This window comes from Thiofilum sp., assembly GCF_016711335.1.
GTDB lineage: Bacteria > Pseudomonadota > Gammaproteobacteria > Thiotrichales > Thiotrichaceae > Thiofilum.
Map to the genome: position 1 here is coordinate 3,349,575 of NZ_JADJTF010000001.1, position 24,442 is coordinate 3,374,016.

A 24,442-nucleotide genomic window follows, 5' to 3' on the forward strand; every position below is an offset into this window, starting at 1 on the left:
GATAATTTTTAAATCGATTTAAAATAAATAAGCAGCTTAGCTAGACTGGCTAATTCTAATTGAGTGTTTAAAGGAAGATTGAAGGACCAACCCTCTGTTTACCTTAAAAATATTGCTCTATTCAGAGCCAACTTTAGGACGATAAAACTGTGGCCAACGTTGCGCCACTACTTCACTTGACTCGGCTAGCATATGGCAAGTATTCAAATGCGGGGGTGGCTCTTTGGCTTGCTCATAAAACTTCATCCCATCTCCGGTTTTGTAGGTAATTAATACCTGAAAGGCAGTGGTAGCAATAGGACCTAGTAATTCAGTGAGATGCGTGCAGCCATCAACCCCTGCAAAAATTTCTTTAACCTGTTTAGTCCAGCCATTCACGATAGATAAACCTACTAGCCGTTGGAAGCGCTCGGCAATACGCGGACAACCCGCAAAAGGTGAATGATCAATCACCGCCTCAGCACTATGCACCTTCATATCCAGATCAATAGTGAGGCGTATCGACATACCATGTAAGGCTTCTCCCGCATTGATATAGCCATTACGATCACGATTGGGTAAAGGAAACGGTTTAGTATCGGTCATTGAACCTTCAATATCCCATAAACCATCTTCACGTTGATACCCCTGACAGGTCACTACACGCGTATGCACAGCACGACGTAGGGCGGATTTAGATAAAGGCATGTCAAACTCTGCTCCCTGAAAATAATAGAGGCTGCTCTATCAGCATAGGCAGCCTCACTAGCAAAGTACGATAGTATACTTACAAAAGCTTTTTATTGCACTGCAACAATTTTAAAACTGTTCAACACTTAAGGCCATAATGCTTTGGCTTCCGGCTTTTAAAGCACTCAAATGACTCAAAGCACGCGGCAATAAATGCTCACAATAAAACTGAGTAGTGACTAATTTAGCATTTAAGTAAGTGGGATCACCCTCGCCTTGTGCTAATAATGTTTGTGCGGCTTGCGCACCTTTAATGAGCAGCCAGCCACCACATAAATAGCCCATAAGCATCATTAGATTGACACTAGCACTCCCCGCTAATTGACTATCACTCGCCACATTGTTGAGGATAAAGTCACGCGCTTCTTGTCCAGCCGCGAGTGCAGCAGCAAAGTTAGGATAAGCACTCGCCTCTAATTCAGCCATTTCAGCCAATAATAATCCTAAGCCTTCACCACGATCTGCTAGAGTTTTACGCCCGATGAGATCAGCCGCTTGTATGCCTGTTGTACCCTCATAAATCGTGAGGATACGTGCATCACGATAATGCTGGGCAGCTCCCGTTTCTTCAATAAAGCCCATGCCCCCATGAATTTGTACCCCTAAATAGGTCAATTCTTGGGACAGTTCAGTGAGCCACCCTTTGACTATCGGGGTATACAGTTCAACTCGTGCAGTATGAATCGCCGCCTTAGCGCTATCCGACTCATAACGCGCTCTATCCACCTCAGCCGCTGCGGTAAAGGCCAAAGCTCGCATGGCTTCAATACCCGATTTCATGGTCATGAGCATACGTCTGACATCAGCATGCTCAATAATCGGAATGCGTGAACCATCACGGCGTGTGCCTTGGAGACGATCTTTAGCATATTGACGCGCTAATTGATAAGCACGCTCCGAGATAGATAAACCCTGTAACCCGACGGCTTGACGAGCGTGATTCATCATAGTGAACATATAGGGCAAGCCTTTATTCGCCTCCCCGACTAAATAGCCCACTGCATTATCAAACAACATCACACAAGTGGGACTAGCATGAATACCGAGCTTATGTTCTAAGGATAAACACGAGGCACTATTACGCTCACCTAAACTACCGTCACTATTGACCAAATACTTAGGCACGATAAACAGCGAAATACCTTTCACCCCTACTGGAGCATCCGGCAAACGCGCTAATACTAAATGCACAATATTGTCAGTCATTTGGTGATCGCCCCAAGTGATGAAAATCTTTTGTCCACTTAGTAAATAATGATCACCATTCGGTACAGCCTTGGTTTTCACGGCGGCCAAATCTGAACCTGCATCCGGTTCAGTCAGATTCATAGTGCCCGTCCATTCACCGGAGGCCATGCGCGGTAAGTAAATGGATTGCAATTCATGACTCGCATGATGCCCAATACTTTCCATCGCTCCTTGACTCAACATAGGGCACAAAGCATAGGACATATTGGCGGCTTGCCAAATTTCATTCACCGCCGTACCAATCACATTAGGCAGAGCTTGACCACCAAACTCTTCAGCAGCCCCTAAAGATAACCAACCCGCCTCGGCAAACTGTTGATAAGCCTCTTTAAAGCCTGCGGTTTCTTGCACACCTTGCTCACCCAAAGTCGGTGGGTTTTGATCCCCAAACCAATTGAGGGGAGCCAGTACATCGGTCGCAAACTTACCCGCTTCATCTAAAATCGTAACTGCTAGATCCGTATTGATCTCAGTTAAACCCGCTTGCTCACATAAAGCATCGAGTTGTACTACATGGCGTAATACAAATTCTGCATCTTGCGAGTTAGCTAAATAAGTCATGGCTGACTCCTCAAAGTTTGGAGGTTAGTTCAGGTACAGCGCTGAATAAATCGGCGACTAAACCATAATCCGCCACTTGGAAAATCGGTGCTTCAGGGTCTTTATTAATCGCCACAATCACTTTGGAATCCTTCATACCCGCTAGATGCTGGATAGCGCCCGAAATACCTACCGCAATATAAAGCTCCGGTGCAACTACCTTTCCGGTTTGTCCTACTTGCATATCATTGGGAACAAAGCCTGCATCTACCGCAGCGCGTGACGCCCCTACTGCCGCATTGAGCTTATCGGCTAGTGCATAAATAAGGCTAAAGTTTTCACCTGATCCCACACCGCGTCCACCGGATACCACAATGCGAGCAGCCGTTAACTCTGGACGATCCGATTTAACCACTTCTTCGCCTACAAAGCGGGTTTTAGTCGCCTCGAATACTTCATTCACTACCTCTAAACTCGCAGATCCTCCGGTATTGGCTGCTGCTGGAAAGGCGGTGCTGCGAATAGTCAATAATTTAATAGCCTCCGAACTCTGCACCGTAGCTATCGCATTCCCTGCATAAATCGGGCGCTTAAAAGTATCGGGACTCATGACGGCAATCACATCACCAACCACATTAACCCCTAATAAGGCGGCCGCACGCGGCATAAAGTCTTTACCATTCGCCGTAGCAGGCGCTAGCACATGGGTATAGTTTTTAGCTAACGAAGCAATTAACTTAGCGACATTTTCGGCTAAGTGATGCGCATACGCCGCATTATCAGCCAGCAATACCTTACTCACCCCAGCAATGACCTGTGCTGCTTCGGCTGCACTCTGGCACTCTGACCCTATCACCACCAGATCAATATTGCCCCCCATTTTTTGGGCTGCACTGATAGCATTTAACGTAGCAGGTTTGAGGGTTTGATTATCGTGTTCAGCAATAACTAGAATACTCATGACGCTCTCTCTCAAATCACATTAGCTTTATTTTTTAGACAATCGATTAAAGCATCGACACTCTCAACCTTAATTCCTCCCTGACGTTCAGCCGGTGCTTCTACTCTTAAGGTTTGCACTTTTTTGCTGATCTCTACGCCCAAATCAGCAGGCGTAGTGGTCTTAACTTCTTTTTTCTTCGCTTTCATAATATCGGGTAACTTGATATAGCGTGGCTCATTCAGGCGCAGATCCACTGTAACCACAGCGGGCAGCGTTAAAGCCAAGGTTTGTAAACCACCATCGACCTCACGGGTCACCAGCACTTCATGGTTATCAATCATTACTTTCGAGGCAAAGGTGGCTTGTGGCCAATCTAATAAGGCAGCCAACATCTGTCCGGTCTGATTATTATCCGAATCAATAGCTTGCTTACCGAGGAACATTAAATCTGGTTGTTCCGTTTCGAGCACTTTAGCGAGTAAGGTAGCCACGGTGAGCGCATCTAAATCAGTAGTGCCGGTTTCTATATGAATGCCTCTATCGGCTCCCATCGCTAAAGCTGAACGTACTTGCTCTTGAGCCGCCTTAGGACCAATCGTGACGACAACCACAGCACTCGCTTTACCTGCTTCTTTGAGTCTGACTGCCTCTTCCACAGCAATCTCGCAAAACGGGTTGAGCGACATTTTGACGTTCTCAAGGTCAACATTACTATTGTCAGGTTTCACGCGCACTTTGACGCTGTAATCAATAACGCGCTTAATCGCAACTACTATTTTCATCTTGCACATTCATCCTGTTAAAAATTATTCACTGGTCTGGTGGCATTACCAGAGAAAAGGGTAATTAACCTAAGCTAACTACCCAAAAAAAAGGCTCAGAAAGATTTGAGGAGTCGATGCTCTCCGAGCCTTACTAAACGTAAGACCTAGGAGGCATTATTAGCCCATTGGCGCAGAATAAACTTTTGTACTTTACCGGTTGAGGTGCGCGGCAAATCCACAAATATCACTTTCTTGGGTACTTTAAAGCGTGCCATGTTTTGGCGACAATACTCAATCACCTCTTCTTCCGTTAAAGTAGCGCCCTCCACTAATTTAATGAAAGCACACGGCACTTCGCCCCATTTTTCATCATGCTTAGCAACGACCGCTACATCTTGAATCTGAGGATGGCGATAAAGCGTATCCTCTAGCTCAATACTCGAAATATTTTCGCCCCCCGAAATAATAATATCTTTGGAGCGATCTTTAATCTCGATATAACCATCAGGATGCCAAACCGCTAAATCACCGGAATGAAACCAGCCGCCCTCAAACGAAGCTTCTGTAGTTTTTGGATTTTTGAGATAGCCTTTCATGACGATATTGCCACGCATAAAGACTTCACCCATGGTTTGACCATCTTGAGGTACGGGTTCTAAGGTATCAGGATGAGCAACCATTAAGCCTTCTTGCATCGGTACGCGCACCCCTTGACGGGCTTTTAGGCGAGCTTTTTCTTCAGTCGAGCAGCTATTCCAATCATCATTCCACTCACTGACCACGCAAGGACCATAAGTCTCAGTCAAACCATAGACATGAGTGACACTAAAGTTCATTTCTTCCATGCTTTGAATCACGGCGGCAGGCGGCGGTGCACCAGCGGTCATGACTTTGACCGGATGAGTGAGACGGGCTTTAGCTTCGGGGGGTATGCCCGCAATCATACTGAGTACAATAGGCGCACCACAGAAATGATCGACCTTTTCTTCGGCGATTAAATCTACAATTTTATCGGCGCGGACATGGCGCAAGCAGACGCTTACCCCTGCAATAGCCGCTATAGTCCAAGGAAAACACCAGCCATTGCAGTGGAACATAGGCAAGGTCCACAAATACTTAGCATGATTGGGCATACCCCATGACAGCGCATTACTCACGGCATTGAGATAGGCCCCACGATGATGATACACCACCCCTTTCGGGTCACCTGTTGTACCTGACGTGTAATTGAGGCTAATAGCATCCCATTCATTAGCAGGATTAGACCAAACAAATTCAGGATCACCTTGAGCAATGAATTGCTCATACGTCATCTCACCAAGCCATTCTCCACCTGCAAAACTTGGATCATCAATATCGATGACGGGTGGGGGATTATCCATAAGCGCTAGCGCTTGCTTCACAATCGGGGTAAGTTCGCGCTCAGTAATGAGTAATTTAGCCTCAGCATGCTGGAGAATAAACGCGACGGTTGCCGCATCAAGACGCGTATTAATGGAATTAAGTATTGCACCCACCATCGGCACACCGAAATGAGCTTCAAAGTGTTCGGGAAGATTGGGACAAATAATCGATACCGTGTCACCTACCCCAATACCGCGTCGGCTTAAAGCACTGGCTAATTGACGGCAACGAGTATAGGTTTCACTCCAAGTCCGCCGCACTGCACCGTGAACCATCGCAAGTTTATTCGGGTAAACCTCAGCGGTACGCTTTAAAAAACTTAAGGGACTTAAAGACTCATAATTGGCCACAACAGGGTCTAAATGCTGTTGATAGATATTCATGCCTCCTCCTTTTAGCTTATACGTCTACCTTAGCTTAAGATTTAGTGATCTGTCACGCAAAAAACCGTTTTTGCCCCTCAGTTGGCTAGTCCTTGCAAACTGAGGGACAAGATCACCTGAGTCTAGTTGGTTAACTCTTCATAGTCATTAGGCGTTACCGTAAAGGTATACACCGTCGGTGCTCCGGCTTGGACTCTAATCGTCTCACGCCCGCGCATCCCCTGATAATGAATATTCACCAATACATCCTGAGCCGGCAAACTGAGTTCAGCAATAGCGACCCTACGGAAGCGCTCAAGCACATTACCGCGTAAATCCGTGACCGTAAAATCCACTGCAAGCGGACTATTATCAATACCTGAAACTGCATGTAACTCAAGACTTCCCATAGGAGTTACGAATTGCGGTTCCTCACCCTGATTCTGCACTGTGTCTATCTCACTACCTGGAGGTGGAATAAAAGGCTGAGCCGGGTTATTCGGTATAGGTCTAGGTTTTAAACGCGGATCTTCTGATGAAGTCAAGGGCGGTACTATCGGCTCTAAAATAGGTTTATTCAACTCTGGCTCTGGTAAAGTAACCACAGGTGGCGGCGCTACTGGTGGAGTACTGGATTGAGCGGGTGTATTAGGTAATGTTGGAGCGGGTTTTAAGACAGGCGCATTATTCACCAATGCCTGCATATTAAAGGTAACACGAGTCGCTTTATCCTGATTAATTTTAATTTCTTGGATCAAATCCGCTTTGTCTTTGGCTTTAACCGTAATTTTATAAGTCCCCGGCTCCAATAGAAAATCCGCTGAAGTAGTATACGTTTTACTGGCAATATGCACGCCATTAGGTTTTTGCACATAAATATTAGCGCGTACTGCTTGACCACTTCCGGCGGCTTTAACAATGACTTGCAAGGTTCCTTCTTGAATAAGCGGTGGTTCATTGGTGCTAGGAGCAGGATCGGTCGCGGTTGCAGGAGGGGTGGTCATACTAGGAGGTAGCGTGAAATTTTCCATCTTAGTCTGATTACCCACAATTTGTACCGTGCGGGTATTGCGTTTGCCATTAATGCTCACTGTGGCTTTATAAGTCCCCGGAGGTAATTCAAAAAGCCCCACATCACTATTTTGCTGCATCGCTACTTGCACATCTTGGCTATCGGTAATAATAAAATTGCCCTTAGGCTTAGCATCTAAATTAGCCGGATCGATTAAGACTAATTGTAATTTACCTAACACGGGAGCGGGTGCAGGTATATCCACCATTTGTGGCGTAGTCACAGTAGTGGTATTGCTTTGCGTAGGCGCTGGAGGTTGAGGCACATTATTTGGTGTCGGCTGTTGTGCAGGAGGAATACTGGCTTGTGGTGTGCCTTGCAGCGTGGGTACTTGAGGCAGACCTGTATCGGGAGTTTGTGCGACATCTTGCTGGCTGGTAGGTTCTATAATGCTGGGCTGCTCGGCAGGTGGTGTAGGCACTGTCGCATCAGGTGCAGGTGCAGGAACATTGGTGGTAGTGTTAGAGGTAAGCGCAGTCGACTGTGTAGTAGCTGGCGCGGGTGCTGTTGATACTGGGTTGGTAGTAGTGGCATTCGGTACGGGTGTATTAGTAGGGCGTTGTAAAGTGCTTTTAATCCCCACGACCGCAAAAACAATTAATACTCCTAAGAGTACCCCTATGACTAAGCGCTTGACTAAAGTGCTCATGCGAATATGCGCTCCCTGTTTGCACAAAAGATGAATAAGATCCAACCTAAATTTAACACTTAAGTAGGTGTTATAGGTGATCTTGTTTTGAGTGGTATAGCCTTATCATTCACTAATTTATGGCGGAATAAAAGAGTATTGAGTCCGCTCTAGGCTTTAGAGTAGGCTCTAGGCTGAATTAATCATTTAATCTAGCTGCTAAACCCACTTATGACTACCTTAAAATTAGATCAATTTTTGCCTTATCATTTGGTTGTGAGTGCTGATTTAATGAGTCATGCACTCGCTAAAGTCTATGCTCAGCACCATATCACTATTTCTGAGTGGCGGGTATTGGCTCACCTAGCCTTACACAACTCTCTAACCCCTAGCGCTTTACGGCGTCTTACTAATATGGAAAAGGCTCGCGTCAGCCGCGCTTTGATTTTAATGGCTAGTAAGGCGCTGATTGAACGTATGACCGATCCTATTGATAAACGTGTCTCGCATATCACCCTCACGGCTACAGGGCGGGCGCTATACCACCTCATTGAGCCAGACGTTTTACAATGGAATCAAGCCTTTGAGCAAGCCATTGGTACAGAAACTTATCAACATTTACTGCTAGGATTAAAAAAGTTAGAGCACTGGGGGCAGGAGCAAAAAGGCTAATAGTGCTGGAGTGAAACCACCACAAAACCACCACAGCATTAAACTAAGGTGGTTTAAGAGTGCTTAAGTTCTAACCTCAGCCGATGATTTAGCTTTTAAGTCTTTAGTATTAGTCGCTTGATACCGACGCTCTAATTTATGCGCCAATTGATAACTCACGCCCAGCTTAGCCCAAATAATTAATGCTAAAGCTAACACCACAATCAGCACTGAATATAGCCACGGTGTATGCGGCCAATACTCTAAAATCGCTAAGGGGGTAAAAAGCATTAAAATAGCCGCATACTCAATCCAAGTATGTTTACTCTTAGCTACCAGTCTAGCTTCACACCACTGACATTCTGTCACTAAGCGCGGTATACCACCTTTTTTATCCGCACACATGCGATGACGCACACCATGACAGCCTACTTTATGACAATTGAGACATTCCGATGTTTTATTATCTTCCATAGCCCTATTCACCCAAATAACAAACAGGTGCTACTCATTCAGTAACACCTAAAAAAAACGACTAATCTTATCTAGTTAGCTAGCACCTAAACGGTAACTACGCGCCCGACGCCCGTCAGGCTCTACTGAGTTGAGGTAAACATCATAGCCCCAAATATGATGGATATGACGTAATAGCTCGTAAGTATCATTACCCAGCGGTCGCCGCTCACTCATATAATGGCTTAAGGTTAAGGAGCGATCACCCCGCAAATTCACGCTTTCGACCTGAATATCCGGCTCACGATAGCTTAAATTATACTGTTGGGACAAGGTTTCGCGCAAAGCTCGATAACCCTCGTCATTATGAATCGCCTTCACCTCAATCGCATTCGCACGATCATCATCTTGCAGAGCAAAGAAATGAAAATCGCGCATAATTTTAGGCGACATAAATTGTAAAATAAAGCTCTCATCGCGGTAATTACGCATGACATAATCGAGCGTTTTAATCCAATCAGAGCCTGCAATATCAGGAAACCATGCTTTATCCTCAGCCGTCGGATTTTCGCAGATACGGCGAATATCCTTCATCATGGCAAACCCTAAGGCATAAGGATTAATACCCGAATAATAACGGCTATCAAAATCAGGTTGCGCGACCACATTAGTATGTGAAGTTAAAAACTCCATCATAAAGCCATCGCTCACCAAGCCCTGATCATACATTTCATTGAGTAAAGTGTAATGCCAGAAGGTAGCCCAACCTTCATTCATCACTTGAGTTTGACGCTGTGGATAAAAATATTGCGCAATTTTACGTACAATACGGATAATCTCACGCTGCCAATTCTCTAACATGGGCGCGTTTTTTTCCATAAAGTATAAAATATTTTCTTGTGGATCGGCAGGAAACTTTATTTCTTCTTTAAAAGTTTGCCCGCTTTGTTTACGACTGGGAATAGTACGCCATAAATCATTAATATGTTGTTGAATATAAACTTCACGCTCTTGTTGGCGTAGTACCTCTTCTGCGGCTGAAATAGGTTTGGGGCGCTTATAACGATCTACTCCATAATTCATCAAGGCATGGCAAGAATCCAATAACTGCTCAACTTCTTGCACCCCATGACGCTCTTCACATTGGGTAATATAATTTTTAGCAAATAATAGGTAATCAATAATCGCTTCTGCATCCGTCCAGCTACGAAATAAATAATTACCCTTAAAAAAAGAATTATGACCATAACAAGCATGTGCAATAACTAATGCCTGCATAGTCAAACTATTTTCTTCCATTAAATACGCAATACAGGGATTAGAATTAATTACGATTTCATAAGCTAAACCCATGCGTCCGCGTGAATAGTTTTGCTCGACCGAAACAAAATGCTTACCGTAAGACCAGTGATTATAAAATACTGGCATGCCGACTGAGGCATAAGCATCCATCATTTGATCCGAGCGAATCATTTCAATCTGATTAGGATAAGTATCTAATTTAAACTTATCTCGTGCTATGCGCCCTATTTCTCGATCATAAGCTTCAATCGTTTCAAATGTCCAATCAGAGCTGGTGGATATTAATTTACTCGTCATGGTTGCTTATCCTTTATCAATCGATTTTTGAAATAGCTCACGGAACACGGGGTAGATTTCTGAGTTATTACGCACCCGCTGAATAGCAAAACGATCTGCATAATCATTTTTTAAATGCTCATATAAATGCCATAAGCCCTGTGGTTGTCGATCACCGATTTCAATATAAGTTAAGTATTGCACTGCGGGTAATACATTTTCGGTGAGTATTTTATGGCAACGCATATTATCTTCTTGCCAATTATCCCCATCAGAAGCCTGTGCGGCATAGATATTCCACTCATCAGGGGAGTAGCGCTCCTCAATAATATCTGCCATTAACTTTAAGGCGCTAGAAACGACTGTACCACCTGTTTCGCGTGAATAGAAAAAAGTTTCCTCATCCACTTCTTGGGCTTGAGTATGATGGCGAATAAACACCACATCAATTTTTTCATAGTTCTTTTTTAAGAACAGATACAGCAAAAAGAAGAAGCGTTTAGCGGTATCTTTAATATCTTGTGTCATAGAACCTGAAACGTCCATTACACAAAACATCACTGCCTTAGGAGAGGGCTTGGGAATTTTAACCTGTAAATTATATTTAAGATCAAAATCATCTAAGAAGGGAATAGCATTTAGTCGAATGTTTAAACGGTTAATTTCTTCTTCTATTATTAAACGCCGCTCTGCTTCAGACTCTGGCAAAGTTTCCAATTCGGCTTTTAATTCGCGCCGCTCACGTCTGGCTTTACCCCCTAAGGCAATACGTCGTGCATAAGCGCTTTTTAACGAGCGTACAATATTGAGCTGATTAGGATTACCGACCTCACTAATGCCCGCACGACGCGTATCGAAAGAATCGCTTCCCACTAACTGACGTTTAATCATATTAGGTAGCGCTAAATCTTCAAATAAATACTCTAAAAATTCTTGCTGGGAAATTTGAAAGGCAAAATCATCCTCACCCTCGCCGCTATTACTCGCATCTCCTGAGCCGGAGCCACCTGCTCCGCCTTGTGGACGCGGGATTTTATCGCCTTGAATGAATTCTTTATTGCCCGGATGTACAATTTCGCGCTTGCCACCGGAGCCATGATGAAATACAGGTTCAGATATATCCCGTTTAGGAATAGTAATATTTTCGCCCTGCTCCATATCAGTCATATTACGACGGCTGACCGCATCGGAAACCGCTTTACGAATTTGGTTATGATAACGTTTAAGAAAGCGCTGGCGGTTTACCAGACTTTTATTTTTGCTATTAAGTCGGCGGTCAACAACATAAGCCATACAGCTCTCCTTGTATTAATTACCTATAACCTACTATGAGGTTTTAAACTACCTCTTAACTAAGAGGTAGTTTATCAACTATCTTATTGTGATTTACGTACCCGCAAATACCACTCAGATAATAAGCGTACTTGGCGTTCGGTATAACCGCGCTTCATCATACGATCTACAAAATTATCATGTTTGCGTTGCTCTTCGGCTGAGGATTTAGCACCGTAAGAAATAACGGGTAATAAATCTTCAGTACTAGAGAACATCTTCATTTCAATGACACGGCGTAACTTTTCATAGCTCGTCCATGCTGGATTTTTCCCACCATTATTAGCCCGCGCCCGCAATACAAAGTTCACAATTTCATTACGGAAATCTTTAGGATTACTAATACCAGCTGGCTTCTCGATTTTTTCCAAATCAGAATTTAATGCCGCACGATCTAAGAAATCGCCTGTTTCAGGATCACGATACTCTTGATCTTGAATCCAAAAATCTGCATAAGTGACATAGCGATCAAATAGATTTTGACCGTACTCGGAATAAGACTCTAGATAAGCGGTTTGAATTTCTTTGCCAATAAAATCAATATAACGCGGTGCTAGATATTCTTTGATATAGGAAATATAGCGATCTTGAACTTCGGTTGGGAATTGTTCTTTTTCAATTTGACGCTCTAATACATACATCAGATGTACGGGATCAGCCGCCACTTCGGTGGCATCAAAATTGAAGACTTTAGAGAGAATCTTGAAAGCAAAACGAGTGGATAAACCCGACATACCCTCATCCACACCCGCTGCATCTTGATACTCTTGAATGGTTTTAGCGCGTGGATCAATATCTTTAAGATTTTCACCATCATAAATACGCATTTTAGAGTAAATGCTAGAATTCTCAGGCACTTTTAGACGTGACAGTACGGAAAACTGCGCTAGCATTTTTAGTGTATCAGGTGCACAAGGTGCTTTAGCTAAAGAACTACCTTGTAAAAGCTTTTGATAGATATTAATTTCTTGAGTAACACGCAAGCAATAAGGCACTTTCACAATACTCACGCGATCGATGAATGCCTCATTATTGCGATTATTCTTAAAGGCTTGCCATTCGGATTCATTGGAGTGAGCTAAAATAACTCCATTAAAAGGAATCGCACCGATACTTTCTGTACCGTTATAATTACCTTCTTGGGTAGCCGTTAATAAGGGGTGGAGTACTTTAATGGGAGCTTTGAACATCTCCACGAACTCCATTAAGCCCTGATTAGACAAACATAAGCCACCTGAATAGCTATAAGCATCAGGATCATTTTGGGGATAATCTTCTAATTTACGAATATCGACTTTACCGACTAAGGATGAAATATCTTGGTTATTTTCATCACCCGGCTCGGTTTTAGAAAGTGCAATTTGATTAAGGCGCGAAGGATAACGCTTCACTACTTTAAAGCGAGTAATATCCCCGCCGTATTCTTTGAGGCGCTTAGCAGCCCACGGTGACATAATAGTTTTTAAATAGCGCTCTGGAATACCATAATCTTCTTTTAAAATCGCTGCATCTTCAAGACCAAATAAACCTAAAGGTGACTCATTAACGGGAGAACCTTTAATGCAATAAATCGGCTCTTTTTCCATTAAAGCTTTCAGACGCTCAGCTAATGAGGATTTACCCCCACCAACAGGCCCTAATAGATAGAGTATTTGTTTACTTTCTTCTAAGCCTTGAGCGGCATGTCTAAAGAAAGACACGATTTGCTCAATGCTTTCTTCCATGCCATAAAATTCATAAAAAGCAGGATAACGGCGAATCATTTTATTGGAGAATATACGGCTCAATGCTGGATCACGTGAGGTGTCCACAATCTCCGGTTCACCAATCGCCGCCAACATGCGCTCCGCGGCACTGGCATAAGCCATACGGTCTTTCTTACAGAGTTCTAAATACTCCTGTAAGGAATACTCCTCCTCCTGAAAAGACTCATAGCGTGATTGATAATGATCAAAAATGCTCATTCCTTACCCCTTACAGCACAGCGTGGTGTTAGCCCCGTATGCTGAGTTACATTGTCAAATGGTCATGGCAGACTAAGATTATTCTCACTCTACCTTATGATGATCTTAGGCGCAAAAAAGGTACTTCTTCAAGTTCAGACGGCATTTATAGGAGAAAATCCTAGACTTGATTAAGCCCTAAAATAATGACTGCAACCTAAGCTAGTAAGCCAGTCAAGCTAGCCCCTGAAGGTACTTTATGTAGTTCCATACTCAACTATTTTTAGTATATTTTAGTAAGCAATACTACGCATTTGCTCTTGATCAATGTATGCTCATTCATATAAACGTACTCTGAATACGCTGGCTTAATCTGTTTTCTTCATACCTCATTACTTTAGCACGACTTCTAAAGCATTAACTGTGTTTTATTCACCTTTAGGTGTTGTGTATTTTTTATTCTAAGCTCGCTTAAAAATAGTTCGTTTATTAAGAGTTAAATCACGAACCATAACGACAGAGGATTGATAATTATGCTGCTTAAACGCTACCACACCAGCATCCGCTATAGTGAGGCCGTTACTCATCGTGGCGTTGCCTATTTATGCGGGCAGGTCGGTGAAGGGGATACTATTCAAGCGCAAACTCGCCACTGTTTAGCACAAATTGACGACTTATTAAAACAGGTGAATAGTGGACGCGATAAAATCCTACAGGCCATTATTTGGTTAAAAGATATGGCCGATTATGCTGCGATGAATGAAATTTGGGATGCTTGGATTCCCCCAGGGCTTGCACCGGCACGCGCTTGTTGTGAAGCACGCCTTGCAGCCGAGCACTATAAAATAGAAATTGTTATTACGGCGGCTTGTGATTAATACCGGCTGAGCTAATCAGGAGTGAGCAACTGCGTACTCCTGATCGTTAAGTTATCCTCGACCTACTACCGCTTGTCTAAATCACCCTCTATAGGTTTACTGGTTATATCTATAACAACAACTATTCTAAACCTAAATTCTCATGTTCGAGGTAGTCCATGGCCACAGCCTATCTTGCTAGCACGGATTTTCCGCGTAATCGGTCTGTAATGGAACGACCTATTACGATTAGTTTACCGCCTAGCCTTAGTAATAACACCACACCACCGCCTGCACCGAGTACGGATAGTTTTCATAATAGTGTGACGCGTATTGTAGAAGCTATCAGACCCAGTAGTACGGATAGTACTGAGCCTAGTACCGAGTCACCTGCTACTCCCTCAACGACACCCAGAGCGACTAACCCTTTAACAGCGAGTGGCTCAACCACACCTGAGCCTACGCGCTCAGATAATAATGTTTTGAGCCTAATTCGGGGGTCTATGAGTACTATTGAGCGTGTAGCAAGCAGCCTGTTACCGCGCCCAACAGCCAGTACAGAACCTATTACAACCGTACCCACTGTGCCCACCACCTCTAGCAGTGATACTACCCCATCGCGTCCCGCTCCCAGTCTTAGCACTACGCCCCCTAGCTCAAGTTCACCACGCGGTTTAAGTGTCGCTGAGCCTGCCCCTGCTGCTTTACGCGCCTCTCCTGTATTTGCAGCGCGTGACAGCAGTGCGGTATCACTCTTAAACCCTATAGATCAAGCGCCGCTTACGCCCCTTGAGCCTAGCCGTCCCCGTGTGGCTAGTCGCACCTTAGAGGAAGCGACTTTACCTGTAACGCAAACGTTAATAGATCGCTACCCCACAACTTCTACTGACACACTACTAGCACCGGATTTACTGATGTTAGAAGAACCGCTGATTGCGGATGTTTATTATCCTGCGGATTTAGCCACACCCGTCCCGGACTTGGCTACTATTATGGAGCAAGACCCACTCATTCTCTGGGCTTGATGTGAATAGCAATAGGTATATTACCTATTGCTCTGGTGTGTTAACCGAAATGACACACATAATGCAGCGTTTCACTCACCTCAATTTGGAATGAACTATTGCCCGGAACGCTAAATGACTCGCCCCCAGCATAAGCTTGCCACTCATCACTGCCTGCTAATTTAATCCGGCATTGACCTTGTTGTAGTTCCATAATTTCCGGTGCTCCGGTATTAAAGGTAAGGCTAGCGGGAAAGATCACCCCTACTGTTTTACGGCTACCCTCGGCTAATTGCACGGCATAACTCACACATTTACCGTCAAAATAAATATTGGCGGTTTTAGACACTGACACATTATCGAATTGACTCATATTGAAATACTCTCATCCATTATTAAACCGCCGCATCCTCTCAAACCAGACTAAAACGGTCAATCCTTTGCTAACCATAGCGAGCGTCTATGACATTCGCTACACTGCTGTCTAAGTCTAACTAGCGATGAATACCTAAATTTATGAATACTTTTCACCACTTTCTGAATGAGCTGCCCAAAGCTGAACTGCATATGCACCTAGAGGGCAGTCTTGAACCCGAACTGATGTTTCAATTAGCCCAACGCAATCAGATCACCCTCCCCTTTGATTCTGTCAATGCGATACGGGCCGCCTATCAATTTAGTAATTTGCAGGATTTTCTGGATATTTACTATCAAGGGGCTAATGTACTGCAAACCGAACAGGATTTTTATGATTTAACATGGGCGTATTTAGAGCGTTGTAAAGCACAAAATGTGCTGCATGTTGAACCCTTTTTTGACCCACAAACCCACACCGAGCGGGGTATTGCCTTCGCCACAGTGATTAATGGCATTGATCGTGCGTTGAAGGATGCCGAACAGCAATTAGGTATTAGTAGTCGCCTGATTATGTGCTTTTTGCGTCATTTACCTGAAAGCGCTGCGTTTGCAACCTTGGAACAGGCGTTACCTTATCAAGATAAAATCATGGCGGTAGGTTTAGATAGTTCTGAAAAAGGTTTTCCTCCTGAATTATTTGAGCGCGTGTTTACTAAAGCACGCGAGGCAGGATTTTTAACGGTAGCCCATGCAGGTGAAGAGGGTCCCGCCGATTATATTGGGCAAGCATTGAATTTATTAAAAGTAGAACGTATTGATCACGGTGTGCGTTGTGTGGAAGATCCCGCTCTAGTTGAGCATTTAATTAATATCCAAATGCCACTGACCGTGTGCCCCTTGTCCAATATTAAGCTCTGTGTGTTTAAGGATATGCGCGAACATAATGTTTTAGAGCTACTAGAGCGCGGCGTGAAGGTGACGATTAACTCCGATGATCCGGCTTATTTTGGTGGCTATATGACTGAAAATTTTGTCGCTGTCGCCGATGCATTGCCTATGACCAAAGCTCAAGCCATTAAACTGGCACAAAATAGTTTTGAGGCAAGCTTTTTGTCAGACGCAGAAAAAGCGGAATGGGTAAAGCGCTTACAGCAGTTATGACACTAGAAAGCCCGCTGATGCTGTACCAAAAATAGATACAGCGTTATAAGTAGTCATGCAAAAGTTATCGAGCATTCCTTCCGCAGGCGCTGTGAATACATCCTTGTACGCTTCAAGGCGGCATCCATGCCGCCAAGACTGCTCCAGCAATACCCGATAACTTTCACTCAAGTACTTAGATTGAATAGCTTAATGAGTGGTGGGCGGATTACTCTGACTAGCCACTATGGACTCTACTTCTGAAAGGCTTAGCTGAAATAAATCAGCAATCGCTTGCAGAGTCATAGTGTTCATAAGCGCTAATTGCTGCACACTACGACGAATTCTTTGTTTCTCTTCTGCCAAGCGTTTTTGTTCGGCTTGACGAAGCATTTGTTCATTCAATAGTTGCTGTTCTTTCTCTTCTAATAAGGGCTGGAAGTATTGCTTGCCAGCTTCATAGCCCCAACGATAACTAGCGAAGCGGGTAACATCGACTTGAGTGAGCATAGCTTTTGCCTCATCTAAGTTGGCTTGTAAGTCTCTATTATCAGCTAAAGTCTCCAACATTTCATAATAATTGCGAAACGCTTGTTCATTATCGGCGGTCAGTTGTTTGAATAGACCGGCTCACTATGGTTGAGCATGACAATATCCGTTAGGTAGCGCAACATGCGGATCGGCATCGTGGGATCATTCGCATTTTGGATTTCAACATGCAGAATAAAGCGCTCACCTGTAGTACGACGGCGCATGCGGGCGACCATATCAGCACGGCGCGATTCGATACGTTGTTGCTCAGTTTGCAGTAGCTCTACCGAATCGTGCTCTACATCCAGATGTAGCAAAATATTGGCTATATCAGCGGCGAGGTGTCGTAGTACGTCTTTGCTTATAATGTCTTTTTCAGCCATTAGGGTAACTCCATTAAGTCTAAATGCTCTGGGTTAATACACAAACGATTGCCACAGCTTTGCTTGACTAAGGTTTTGGCAGGGATAGCGCCTATAAAGGCTAGATAGCTGGCATCTTCAGCGCTTACGGTGCGCGTTGTGCCGTCCTCGCTTTGGATCATGATGCGCCCGCGCCCGCTATTAGAAATCTGCCCTTGCCACTCCCAGCATTGAGTGTCAGGCTGAATGATAATGCGGGCTTGTAATTGGTTTTGCAGTTTATGCTGATACATTTGGACTCCTAAACGATAGCTATGACACAAAAAAATCCTAATCCACAAGGCAAGGGACTTGTGCCCGTGTTAGCAGCATTGCACCATGCTAGTGATGCGCTGTGTATTATCCCCAAAACGGTCGAGCAAATTAGCGCCGATTTGTTTACCTCCATGTTCGTGCTGGAAAGTCGCTTTCAGTTTAAACCGATTCGCGGGCGTAAGTATTGGCTCTATCGCTATGGTGAACGCTTTCAGCTTTCGCCCGTCTTTCCTGAGCAATGGAGTGTACCTACTTTTGATCAAGTGATTGGTTGTTGCGAGTTGCAAGAGGATTTAGCGTGGACATTAGAATTAAGTCCTGAAGCAGCTCAAGACCTGCAATTATTGGAATATATCCGTATTAATCGTGAGCGTTTTGAGCAGAGCTTACAAGCCAGTGAGAGTATGCAGTCCGCTTTACCTGTGTATGTAGCCACACTGCCCTTTTATCAACGAGTTTTTGCAGCAGCACTAGCCAGTTCCTTAAGGCAGTCGATGCAATTAACGGGGATTGCACAATTAACTTATGAGCAGGCTTTGCAACGCCTGCCTGCACCTTTGGATGACAATAATGACACTGAACACCAAGACTAGGGGGTTTGTATTCTAATCCTGCAATAAATACTTACCGCGTGAGGGTAGTGGCTCTGTGCCTACAATTTTAGCTACCGTAGCGCCGCGCCACACATATTTAAACGTATTACGCGATAGCACAATACCGGATGTCCCTGCGGTAATGGGTGTGCGCTCTTGAAACGCTCCCTCACCTTCTAAACTAATTAGCTCGGCAATCACATCGCCCTTATGCACGTATTGACCTAAGGCGACGGTATAAGCTAATAAACCTGCTTGTGGAGTTTTAATCATTTCGGTCGCGGCTAACTCACTCGCGGCGGGTGTTTTCTCAGGTAAAGGTAAGATTAGCTCTCCACCAATTAAACCCTGTGTTTGGAAAAAGGCATAGAGATGCTGAGCATCTTGTTGATTTAATTCATCAAAGGTATCAAATTGACCGCGATACTCTAAAGTCGCCGAATGAGTGGCTTGAGGAATAGGTTTATCAGGAAATTGTTGGGCTAGTCGACTCCACAACGTTGACCACACCTCATCAAATGAACTGCCCCCACTCGCCTCACAGACCAAAGTCGCCGCAGCGCCCATCCAATCGGATAGACTTTGCATCAGGGTAGTTGAGGGTGGAATAGTAAAAATATGCGGTAAGGAATCACTATCGCAATGCAAATCTAAAACATAATCCGCATCAAACGCCTCTAGCATCACATAATGACGCTGCCACTGGAGCGCATTCATCGGTTGTTGCTCATTCAACCAATGCTCTACTAACTCGCGCACGCGCTGCACATTGTCCTCAGCCTTATCGGTGAGGTAGTCCCCTATACTGTCTTCGAGTGCGGTGTATAAATCAGGCCATTGGCGATTAAAATTCACTCCCGAACTGCGGTCATAGCGCCCTTGATGCTGTAAAAATCCAATGTCACCCATGCCTAAGGGATTAACCATAGGAAAAACCACAAACTGAGCATTTAATAAGCCTTGGCGCTCTGCTGCGATCAGGTAGTCTAGTAAATGATGCAGAATCAAAATCCCCGGCTGTTCATCGGCATGCAAAGCGGCTTGCAAAAAGACTTTGCGCGGCGCGGGTGTGCCGATTTTGAAATAAGTGAGTTCAGTACGTTTCCCCGGAGCATCGCCCTCGATTATTTTTACTATTTTTTCTACGCTCATTGTTTGCCTCCTATGCTGGTTACTTGCCAAACTCTGCTCACTCCCCCTATTCTGCCTCATCTGTTTCAGTACATCATCCATAACACGATACCCTTATGCTCAAACTCAGTGACGTTTCTAAAGCCTATCGCCAACCCGATGGTCAACCCACACCGATCTTGTCAGGGGTGAATTTCACCCTAGCGGCAGGGCAATCAGCCGCATTATTGGGAGCGAGTGGTAGTGGCAAAAGTACTTTATTGCATTTAATTGCAGGCTTAGATCGACCTGATGCAGGTACGATCAGTATTCAAAATCAATCCATTACAGCACTCAGTGAAAGCCAATTAGCCCATTTGCGCCGCGCTACCATCAGCTTAGTGTTTCAGCAGTTTTATTTGATTAGTACGCTAACCGTAGCAGACAATATTCGCTTTCAAGCCCAACTCGCCAAACGTTATAACCCTCAATGGAAAGCGGAGCTGATTGAACGCTTAGGTTTAACCAGTCAATTACAAAAATACCCGCATCAACTCTCCGGTGGGCAACAGCAACGGGTGGCTATCGCCCGTGCTTTATTACATAAACCCGCCTTAGTCCTCGCGGATGAACCCACAGGTAATTTAGACGAGCACAGTAGTGAGCAAGTCATGGCGTTACTCAGTGAATTGGTCAAACAAGCAGGCAGTAGCCTACTGATGGTCACGCACAGCAAAGTCATGGCGAGCTATTTAGATCAACAGTATTGGCTCAAATCGGGGGTACTCCACCCTGAGGAAGTGCTATGAGTGAGTTAGGTTTAAGCCTTAAAGCGCTCCTAAGTCACTACTGGCGCTACCCTTGGCAAGCGTTGTTTTTACTGGTGGGTCTGTGTGCTGGCGTGGGCTTATGGTCAGCCGTGCAAGTGATTAATAGCCACGCTAGAGCCAGTTACGACCATGCTAATCAAGTACTCGGTGCTCAAGCGCATTTCTGGATTCGCGCTCAAGAAGGTAATGGTGTAAGTACCGAGGATTATACTCAGTTGCGCCGTTTAGGGTTTCGTGAGGTCTATCCCGTGGTGCAAGGGATAGTGACCACAGCTAATAACCAACGCATCCCTTTGATTGCTACCGACCCGCTGGTGTTACCCGTTGAAGCGCTTGCAACTAATACTTCCGCCGTAGAGTTTAATGGTCTAGCCTTTATCCAGCCGCCGTATCAAACATGGTTTCCACCCGACTTAGCTCAGGAACTCAACTTAAGCACTAATCAGCAACTCCTATTAAAAAACGGACAAACCCTCCCGCCCGCCGTGTTACAAACTCAAGCTCAACAAGGGCGGCAAATACTCCTAGACATCGCCCCCGCGCTGCAAGTATTACAGCGCACTAACTTAAGCTATTTGGCCGTTACCCAATTAAGTACGGAGCGGCAAGAGCAATTACAGCAAGCACTACCCAGCTATTTGCAGCTCGTACCTAATCGTCAGAGCTTAGATCTCACTCAATTGACTCAAAGCCTACATACTCAACTAACCGCCATGAGCTTACTGTCTTTTGCGGTGGGGCTATTTATTGTATTTAATGCAGTGCGTTTTTCACTCTGGTATCGCCGCCCGACCTTACGCACCTTACGTTTAATCGGTGTAAGTGTGCATACTTTGACCCTAGCGATTGGGGTAGAAACCCTGCTGTGGAGTGTTATAGGGAGTGGTTTGGGTTTAACTATCGGTTATGGTTTGAGTCAAACACTGCTTCCTACTGTCAGTTCAAGTTTGCAGTCCTTGTATGGCGCGAATATCGGTGCAGATATTATTTTACAACCGACGACTTTAGTATTAGCGTGGCTCTTAACCTTAGGTGGCTTGGTGTTAGCGCTGGCCACTCCACTATGGCAACAATTACGCTTACCCGTCTTGCCTAGCAACTCATTGAGCACTCATTGGTTGACTGATCAACGGACTCGCCAATATTTACTGATTGCGTCAATAGTCTTAAGTATGGTGGCACTTATTCTATACCCCTTCATCACTACCCTAGTACAAGGCTTTGTATTACTAGGCATAGTCTTATTAGCGGGTGCTTGGGCTTTACCCACTCTATTAGCTCTTAGCTTGAAAGCACTCGAAACACTACTGCCTAAAAACTCATTCAAAAGCCGTTGGTTGATTCGTGATGGTTGGGCGCAATTGCCCGCTTTGCGTACCGCAATGATGGCGCTGTTATTAGCTTTAACTGCCAACTTAGGGGTGGAGGCTTTGGTAGGAAGCTTTCGCACTTCGCTTTCCAATTGGTTAGAGCAACGTCTGTCCTCAGACCTGTATGTACAAGGCAGTAGTCAATTTGATTTACCAAAACTATTAGCCAACCCCAGCACTGCACAATGGCTAGCCGCTACTAATGAACGCACTCAGGTGACTTTACGCTATCAAGAGCGCCCGCTGATTGTACGGGGTATTGATCACACTGCGCCCGATACCAATGATCTAGGTATTACTCAAGCGGTATCGAATGCAGTAGCACTATGGCGCAGCTTAGACACCACTAAAAACTGGGTACTCGCTAATGAACAATTGCACTTTTTGGGGGGCAAACAACTAGGCGAAGTCGTAGAACTAACTACGCCACAAGGATTAAAATCTTTCACCATTGCCGCATTCGTGCATGATTATGGCAATCCGTATTACCAGCTTTATATCCCCAACCCCGTACTTAAAACCTATTGGACTCATCCAGAGCCTTGGAATATTTCCCTCTGGCTGAAAAGCCCTAGTGATTTACCTAAAGCCGAACAAGCTTTAATCGAAGCGGGAGCCAAAGCAGGCGATTGGACGGTGCAAAAAACCATTAAAGACGTGTCGATGACTATTTTTGAACGTACTTTTGCTATGACGGCCGCGATGAACACTTTGACCTTATGGGTGGCTGGTATTGCTTTGCTCGCGGCACTCATGGCGATATTGCAAGAGCGCTTGCCTGAATTTGCCCAATGGCGAGCTTTGGGCGTGAATACGACTGAGCAATGGTTAGTAATGAGTACGCCGCTGCTGATTTGGGCCGCCGTCACATGGTTAGTCTCTTTACCCTTAGGTGCATTATTGTCGTGGATTTTGATTCATAAGCTTAATGTAATGGCGTTTGGTTGGAGTATGCCCTTACTGTGGTCAATGCAACCTGCTTGGATTTTAGCGCTTATGACGGTGGGCGTGATTGTTATTACATTAGCGCTGGTTGCATGGCAATTGAAACGCCAATTACCGCAAGCCTTAGCACGGTTGGGAGGTCAAGCATGAGAATACTAGGATTATTACTGCTTAGTCTTTGGAGTAACTTATTGTTGGCAGAAAGTGCTACCCAAGATGTCTATCAAGTGCTACGTCAAGAAGCACAAGGCTATGCCGAAGTCACCCCGAATCGAGTATTCAACTTTCCCGCTGATCATGCGCCACACCCTGAGTATCGTATTGAGTGGTGGTATATCACTGCGAATTTAACAGATCCTGAGGGTAAACCTTGGGGCATTCAATGGACTTTATTTAGGCAATCATTAACGCCCAATCCGATATTAAATGGTTGGGAAAGTAACCAAATGTGGATGGCACATGCTGCCCTATCGACTCCTCAAGGCTATTTTCCAGCACAACGCTTTGCACGCGGGGGCATTGGTCAGGCGGGCGTGAGTACTACACCGTTTGCAGCATGGCTGGATGATTGGGCTTGGCAAAGTACTTCGATGGAACCCTTCCCGTCAACTTTAAAATTTACGGTAGCAGATTGGGACTTAAGCTTTGAATTACAAAGTGATAAACCTTGGGTGCTACAGGGTGATAAGGGTTATAGCCAAAAATCAGCGGGTAATCAGGCAAGCTACTATTACAGCCAACCGCATATTCAAATCAAAGGCTCAGCCACCCGCAACGGGCAAACTATCCCCTTACAAGGAACTGCATGGCTGGATCGAGAGTGGAGTTCACAGCCGCTGGCGCCTAATCAGTCGGGTTGGGATTGGTTTTCACTGCACTTTAATGATGGTTATGCCTTGATGGTGTATCAATTGCGTCATGCTGATGGTCAGCATTGGCTGAGTGGCAGTTGGGTTACACCAGAGGGGATGAGCCAAACCCTAAAGGCGGACGATATTAAATTAACACAACAGGCTATGGATACGATTGAGGTACTCAAGCACGGTGAAAAAATCACTATCACCTTACCCCTAGCGTGGACGATTGAATTACCTAAACTCAATAAACGCTGGCAAATCACTACGCCCTATCCGAATCAATGGATGGCAGCACAATTTCCGTATTGGGAAGGGATAGTTGAAGTGGATGGCGGAAAAAGTGGGATGGGTTATATGGAATTGACTGGATACTAAGTATCCAGCTAAAAGTAATCGTGTACTTTTGGAGCAGTCTTGGCGGCAGGGATGCCGCCTTGAAGCGTACAGGGAGGTATTTACAGCGCCTGCGGAGGAAGTACACGATTACTTTGGCTCAAGTACTTAAGCTGTTTAGCACGTGACTA

23 protein-coding genes are annotated in these 24,442 nt (G+C 44.8%); 8 read left to right on the plus strand and 15 right to left on the minus strand.

Features of this window, described 5'->3' with window-relative positions; genetic code table 11:
* Positions 1 to 117: 117 nt before the first annotated feature.
* From IPL34_RS15730 to IPL34_RS15755, 6 genes are all read right to left on the minus strand, one after another.
* Positions 118 to 687 (minus strand): DUF2889 domain-containing protein, encoded by a 570-nt coding sequence (locus IPL34_RS15730; protein ID WP_296842401.1) that lies wholly within the window; start codon positions 685 to 687, stop codon positions 118 to 120.
* Between the two features lie 111 nt (positions 688 to 798).
* On the minus strand, positions 799 to 2,538 hold the full coding sequence (locus IPL34_RS15735) for an acyl-CoA dehydrogenase (protein WP_296842402.1): 1,740 nt from the start codon (positions 2,536 to 2,538) through the stop codon (positions 799 to 801).
* Positions 2,539 to 2,548: 10 nt separating this feature from the next.
* Positions 2,549 to 3,478, minus strand: coding sequence for an FAD-binding protein (locus IPL34_RS15740; RefSeq protein ID WP_296842403.1), 930 nt, complete (start codon positions 3,476 to 3,478; stop codon positions 2,549 to 2,551).
* 11 nt (positions 3,479 to 3,489) lie between these two features.
* Positions 3,490 to 4,242 carry an electron transfer flavoprotein subunit beta/FixA family protein gene (locus IPL34_RS15745; protein WP_296842404.1) on the minus strand — a complete coding sequence of 251 codons (753 nt, stop codon included), beginning with the start codon at positions 4,240 to 4,242 and terminating at the stop codon, positions 3,490 to 3,492.
* A 146-nt stretch (positions 4,243 to 4,388) separates the two neighbouring features.
* Positions 4,389 to 6,011 (minus strand): acyl-CoA synthetase, encoded by a 1,623-nt coding sequence (locus IPL34_RS15750; RefSeq protein WP_296842405.1) that lies wholly within the window; start codon positions 6,009 to 6,011, stop codon positions 4,389 to 4,391.
* 122 nt (positions 6,012 to 6,133) lie between these two features.
* The gene (locus tag IPL34_RS15755; RefSeq protein ID WP_296842406.1) at positions 6,134 to 7,711 is read right to left on the minus strand and encodes a hypothetical protein; all 1,578 of its coding nucleotides are present in this window, start codon (positions 7,709 to 7,711) and stop codon (positions 6,134 to 6,136) included.
* 210 nt (positions 7,712 to 7,921) lie between these two features.
* On the opposite strand from IPL34_RS15755, the gene IPL34_RS15760 reads away from it, so the two are divergent.
* Complete coding sequence (locus IPL34_RS15760; RefSeq protein WP_296842407.1) at positions 7,922 to 8,362, plus strand: MarR family winged helix-turn-helix transcriptional regulator; 441 nt, start codon at positions 7,922 to 7,924, stop codon at positions 8,360 to 8,362.
* Between the two features lie 63 nt (positions 8,363 to 8,425).
* Here IPL34_RS15760 and IPL34_RS15765 read toward each other — a convergent pair whose 3' ends face one another.
* The 4 genes from IPL34_RS15765 to IPL34_RS15780 form a co-directional block, all read right to left on the minus strand.
* The gene (locus tag IPL34_RS15765; RefSeq protein WP_296842408.1) at positions 8,426 to 8,815 is read right to left on the minus strand and encodes a hypothetical protein; all 390 of its coding nucleotides are present in this window, start codon (positions 8,813 to 8,815) and stop codon (positions 8,426 to 8,428) included.
* A 75-nt stretch (positions 8,816 to 8,890) separates the two neighbouring features.
* A complete protein-coding gene (locus IPL34_RS15770; protein ID WP_296842409.1) occupies positions 8,891 to 10,393 on the minus strand; it encodes a SpoVR family protein in 1,503 nt (500 codons plus the stop codon).
* A 6-nt stretch (positions 10,394 to 10,399) separates the two neighbouring features.
* A complete protein-coding gene (locus IPL34_RS15775) occupies positions 10,400 to 11,665 on the minus strand; it encodes a YeaH/YhbH family protein (protein ID WP_296842410.1) in 1,266 nt (421 codons plus the stop codon).
* A gap of 83 nt (positions 11,666 to 11,748) precedes the next feature.
* Positions 11,749 to 13,668, minus strand: a complete 1,920-nt coding sequence (locus IPL34_RS15780; protein ID WP_296842411.1) for a PrkA family serine protein kinase — start codon at positions 13,666 to 13,668, stop codon at positions 11,749 to 11,751.
* 512 nt (positions 13,669 to 14,180) lie between these two features.
* On the opposite strand from IPL34_RS15780, the gene IPL34_RS15785 reads away from it, so the two are divergent.
* Positions 14,181 to 14,525 carry a RidA family protein gene (locus IPL34_RS15785; protein ID WP_296842412.1) on the plus strand — a complete coding sequence of 115 codons (345 nt, stop codon included), beginning with the start codon at positions 14,181 to 14,183 and terminating at the stop codon, positions 14,523 to 14,525.
* Positions 14,526 to 14,683: 158 nt separating this feature from the next.
* A complete protein-coding gene (locus IPL34_RS15790) occupies positions 14,684 to 15,529 on the plus strand; it encodes a hypothetical protein (protein ID WP_296842413.1) in 846 nt (281 codons plus the stop codon).
* Positions 15,530 to 15,569: 40 nt separating this feature from the next.
* On the opposite strand, the gene IPL34_RS15795 is transcribed toward IPL34_RS15790, so the two are convergent.
* Positions 15,570 to 15,881 (minus strand): pyrimidine/purine nucleoside phosphorylase, encoded by a 312-nt coding sequence (locus IPL34_RS15795; protein WP_296842414.1) that lies wholly within the window; start codon positions 15,879 to 15,881, stop codon positions 15,570 to 15,572.
* 143 nt (positions 15,882 to 16,024) lie between these two features.
* Here IPL34_RS15795 and IPL34_RS15800 point away from each other — a divergent pair, with 143 nt between their 5' ends.
* On the plus strand, positions 16,025 to 17,026 hold the full coding sequence (locus IPL34_RS15800; RefSeq protein ID WP_296842415.1) for an adenosine deaminase: 1,002 nt from the start codon (positions 16,025 to 16,027) through the stop codon (positions 17,024 to 17,026).
* A 189-nt stretch (positions 17,027 to 17,215) separates the two neighbouring features.
* On the opposite strand, the gene IPL34_RS15805 is transcribed toward IPL34_RS15800, so the two are convergent.
* From IPL34_RS15805 to IPL34_RS15815, 3 genes are read right to left on the minus strand one after another with little or no spacing between them, the layout of a single operon-like run.
* Complete coding sequence (locus IPL34_RS15805) at positions 17,216 to 17,575, minus strand: hypothetical protein (RefSeq protein WP_296842416.1); 360 nt, start codon at positions 17,573 to 17,575, stop codon at positions 17,216 to 17,218.
* Between the two features lie 38 nt (positions 17,576 to 17,613).
* Entirely contained in the window at positions 17,614 to 17,919 is a 306-nt protein-coding gene (locus IPL34_RS15810) for a hypothetical protein (protein ID WP_296842417.1), read from the minus strand.
* Entirely contained in the window at positions 17,919 to 18,191 is a 273-nt protein-coding gene (locus IPL34_RS15815; RefSeq protein WP_296842418.1) for a hypothetical protein, read from the minus strand. The genes IPL34_RS15810 and IPL34_RS15815 overlap by 1 nt, the downstream gene beginning before the upstream one ends.
* Before the next feature lie 21 nt (positions 18,192 to 18,212).
* On the opposite strand from IPL34_RS15815, the gene IPL34_RS15820 reads away from it, so the two are divergent.
* Positions 18,213 to 18,806: a hypothetical protein gene (locus IPL34_RS15820; protein ID WP_296842419.1), complete on the plus strand. Its 594-nt coding sequence runs from the start codon at positions 18,213 to 18,215 to the stop codon at positions 18,804 to 18,806.
* Between the two features lie 12 nt (positions 18,807 to 18,818).
* On the opposite strand, the gene IPL34_RS15825 is transcribed toward IPL34_RS15820, so the two are convergent.
* Positions 18,819 to 19,958 carry a succinylglutamate desuccinylase/aspartoacylase family protein gene (locus IPL34_RS15825; RefSeq protein WP_296842420.1) on the minus strand — a complete coding sequence of 380 codons (1,140 nt, stop codon included), beginning with the start codon at positions 19,956 to 19,958 and terminating at the stop codon, positions 18,819 to 18,821.
* A 95-nt stretch (positions 19,959 to 20,053) separates the two neighbouring features.
* Here IPL34_RS15825 and IPL34_RS15830 point away from each other — a divergent pair, with 95 nt between their 5' ends.
* From IPL34_RS15830 to IPL34_RS15840, 3 genes are read left to right on the plus strand one after another with little or no spacing between them, the layout of a single operon-like run.
* On the plus strand, positions 20,054 to 20,725 hold the full coding sequence (locus IPL34_RS15830; RefSeq protein ID WP_296842421.1) for an ABC transporter ATP-binding protein: 672 nt from the start codon (positions 20,054 to 20,056) through the stop codon (positions 20,723 to 20,725).
* On the plus strand, positions 20,722 to 23,211 hold the full coding sequence (locus IPL34_RS15835) for an FtsX-like permease family protein (protein ID WP_296842422.1): 2,490 nt from the start codon (positions 20,722 to 20,724) through the stop codon (positions 23,209 to 23,211). Before IPL34_RS15830 ends, IPL34_RS15835 begins: the two co-directional genes overlap by 4 nt.
* Positions 23,208 to 24,293 (plus strand): lipocalin-like domain-containing protein, encoded by a 1,086-nt coding sequence (locus IPL34_RS15840; RefSeq protein WP_296842423.1) that lies wholly within the window; start codon positions 23,208 to 23,210, stop codon positions 24,291 to 24,293. The genes IPL34_RS15835 and IPL34_RS15840 overlap by 4 nt, the downstream gene beginning before the upstream one ends.
* Positions 24,294 to 24,442 lie beyond the last annotated feature (149 nt).